The following is a 3,300-nucleotide window of genomic DNA, read 5'->3' as shown; positions in this document are numbered from 1 at the left end:
GTGCGGCGGCATCATGATCTTTCGGCCGGACGCTGAACCCGACTGGCCAGAAATGCGAACGGTGCTGTCGCTGGCGGTTTCCGTCGTGCTTCTGGTCGCCTATTCCTATGCGCTGAAACCGCTTGGCTTCATCCTGCCCACGGCCATCGCCGCAGGTATCCTGAGCTACCAGATATCGCCGCGCCCGGCCTATGCAGCAATAGCCGGCATTGGCCTTTCCGTTGGGCTCTTCGCACTTTTCAAGATGATACTCGGCCTCGGTCTGGTGGCCTTCCCGAAAGGACTGCTGGGGTAAGCCATGGACATTCTCGCAAACCTTCAACTTGGCTTTTCTATCGCCTTTTCGCCCTGGACCCTGATGCTGGCCGTGGTCGGCTGTTTTATCGGCACCATCGTGGGTGCGCTGCCTGGCCTCGGCCCGTCGAATGGCGTTGCCATCATGATCCCTCTCACCTTCTCGATGGGGCTCGACGCTACCGCCTCGCTGGTGCTTCTGACCGCGATCTATTACGGCGCCATGTATGGTGGGCGGATCAGCTCGATCCTTCTTAACATTCCCGGTGACGAACCGGCGCTGATGACCACGCTTGACGGTTATCCGATGGCCAAGGCCGGGCGGGCAGGGGACGCGCTCGTGATCTCGGGGGTGGCTTCCTTCGTGGGTGCGTTCCTGGCCACCATCGGCCTGATGCTGCTGGCGCCGCTCCTGAGCCGGATCGCTTATCAGTTCGGCCCGGCCGAGTATTTCGCGCTTTACGTTCTCGCCTTCTCGACGCTTGGTGGAATATCCTCGAACAATCAGGCAAAAGCCGCAATCGCCTCTTGTTTCGGGCTGATGATCGCGATGATTGGCCTGGATCCCAATTCCGGTATGCCGCGACTGACCGGGGGCAACCTGCACCTCATGGACGGTGTCGATTTTCTTGTCGCCATCGTCGGCCTGTTTGCTGTGTCCGAGGTGTTCTTCTTCATCGAAAGCCACGGCAAATCCGGTGCGCTCGGGATAACACTCGGCAAGGTGACGATTCCCTGGGCGGAAATTTGGACAACACGCTGGACCATGCTTCGGTCTTCATTTCTGGGTTTCATTGCCGGTGTTTTGCCTGGTGCCGGTGCGTCGCTCGGAAGCTTCATGACCTACATGATGGAAAAGGGTATCGCCGGCGAGAAAGGCGGCTTTGGCACGGGTGTGGCAAAAGGCGTCGCGGCGCCCGAAGCAGGCAACAACGCAGCCGCTGGCGGCGCGCTGGTGCCGATGCTGACGCTTGGTGTCCCGGGATCGGGCACCACGGCCGTGCTGCTGGCGGTGCTGATGACGCTAAACATTACCCCCGGTCCGACGCTGTTCAGCGACCGGCCGGACGTGGTCTGGGGCCTTATCGCCTCGCTTCTGATCGCGAATTTCGTGCTTCTTGCCATGAACGTGCCGATGGTCAAGGTTTTCGTCCGCATCCTGCAAGTGCCCCCGGCGCTCCTGATGCCCGCAGTCACGATGATCTCGTTTGTAGGAATCTACTCGCTGACGGGCAGCTATTTCGACCTGATCCTTGTCGTGGCCTTCGGTGTCCTTGGCTATGTCCTGCGCAAGATGGACGTCCCGACGGTGCCGGTGATCATGGGCATCCTTCTGGGCAACCAGATGGAAAAACAGTTGCGCGACGCCATGGTTCTGTCGGAAGGCGACTGGACATATCTTTTTTCGTCCGGCATTTCGGTCGGCCTGATCATCGCGGCGGTCCTGGGGTTCCTCGCACCGATGTTCCTGCGCCGTTACATGACCAAGCCGCAGGCCATTAGTGACTAGGGTCCTGATCCCCTCCGGCGCGCTCGGCCTTGGCTATGACAAGGCTGCGCTTGAAAGGGGGATCGCCGCCGGGCCCGATATCATCGCCATCGACGGGGGCTCAACCGACAGTGGCCCCAGCTATCTCGGGCGTGGCGTGTCCAAATATTCCCGCGCCTCGACCCGCGTCGAGTGGCAAGGTCTTATCGAGGCGCGGGCGCGCGCCGGAGTGCCATTGGTCCTAGGCACCGCCGGCACCTGCGGGGCGGATTCCGCTGTAGACTGGCTGGTCGGCATTACCCGCGAAATCGCCGAAGCGACGGGCCAGCGCCTGAAAATCGCAGTGCTCAAAAGCGGGCAGTCGGCAGAGACCGTTGTGCAAGCCCTGCGCGATGGTCGGATTATGCCGCTGACCCCCGCGCCTGATATTGACGAGGCGCTGATCGAAAGCTGTACCAACATCGTCGCCCTTGCTGGCGCGGAACAGATTGCGGCCGCCCTAGCCACCGGCGCCGACATCGTCATCGCGGGCCGCACGACCGATACCGCGATCATCGCTGCAAGACCCCTTAGCGACGGCTGTAGTCCGGGCGGTGCGTGGCATGGCGCGAAGATCGGTGAATGCGGTGCGCTCTGCACCACGAACCCCGCGTCGGGCGTAATCATGGTCGATTTCGATGCCGACGGTTTCGCCGTTCAGCCTCTGTCGGAAACAGCGCGCGCCACACCGCACACCGTTTCCGCGCACATGCTTTATGAAAACAGCGACCCGTTCATACTTTATGAACCGGGTGGGCATCTGGATGTGACCGGCGCCACCTACACCGCGCCTGACAAGCGCAGCGTTCGCGTTACAGGGTCGAAATGGGTGCCATCTGACAGTTACACGGTCAAACTGGAAGGCGCGCGCATGGCCGGGTATCAGACGATCTCTCTCGCGCTGATTCGCGATGCCCATTATGTCGCTCATGCACAGGACTGGTGCGACGATATCCACCGTCGCACGACGGAAAAGGTGCTCGACCGGCTCTCGGTCACCCGTGGTGATTTCAACATCGAATTGCGCCTGATCGGGCAGAATGCCACCCTTGGTGAACTGGAAGCGAACCTGGTGACACCTGCGGAAATCGGCGTTCTCGGGATCGTCACCGCCCGGACCGAGGCTCTGGCCGAAGAGATTGGCAAGATGCTGAACCCCTACCTGCTGCACCATTCCCTGACCGAGGAAGAGGAAATGCCGACATTCGCCTTTCCCTTCTCACCTGCAGAGGTGCAACGCGGCGCCATATACGAATTCTGTCTGAACCACGTGATGCGAATTGCCAACCCGATGGATGCCTTCCGCCTTGACGTGATCGAGGTCGGCGGATGACCAGACTGGGCGATATCGTTGAAAAGGTCCGCTCCAAGAACGCCGGACCGTTCTGGATGACAGTCGACATATTCTGCGGCTCTCCAGAGGCTTACGCGCTTGTCGTTGCCCTTCCGACTGCGCATATCGCCAGCCTCTTCCAGAC

General features: G+C 60.8%; 4 protein-coding genes. All 4 read left to right on the top strand.

All coding sequences use genetic code 11. The annotated features are described in order from the left end of the window. A partial coding sequence (locus WBB85_RS04495) for a tripartite tricarboxylate transporter TctB family protein (RefSeq protein ID WP_432637426.1) occupies positions 1-295 on the top strand: 295 nt, incomplete at its 5' end. Positions 296-298: 3 nt separating this feature from the next. Beyond that, positions 299-1,804: a tripartite tricarboxylate transporter permease gene (locus tag WBB85_RS04490; RefSeq protein WP_432637425.1), complete on the top strand. Its 1,506-nt coding sequence runs from the start codon at positions 299-301 to the stop codon at positions 1,802-1,804. Beyond that, a complete protein-coding gene (locus tag WBB85_RS04485; protein ID WP_432637424.1) occupies positions 1,797-3,155 on the top strand; it encodes an acyclic terpene utilization AtuA family protein in 1,359 nt (452 codons plus the stop codon). The genes WBB85_RS04490 and WBB85_RS04485 overlap by 8 nt, the downstream gene beginning before the upstream one ends. Further along, positions 3,152-3,300: DUF4387 family protein (locus tag WBB85_RS04480; RefSeq protein ID WP_432637427.1), on the top strand; the 149-nt coding region annotated here is incomplete at its 3' end. The genes WBB85_RS04485 and WBB85_RS04480, both read left to right, overlap by 4 nt.

It is taken from the genome of Albidovulum sp. (assembly GCF_049646345.1).
Classification (GTDB): domain Bacteria; phylum Pseudomonadota; class Alphaproteobacteria; order Rhodobacterales; family Rhodobacteraceae; genus Albidovulum.
This window is presented reverse-complemented; position numbering and strand designations above follow the sequence as displayed.

Coding starts and splice junctions, on each gene's coding strand:
- WBB85_RS04490 (WP_432637425.1), top strand. CDS start 299: ATGGACATTCTCGCAAACCTTCAACTTGGCTTTTCTATCGCCTTTTCG.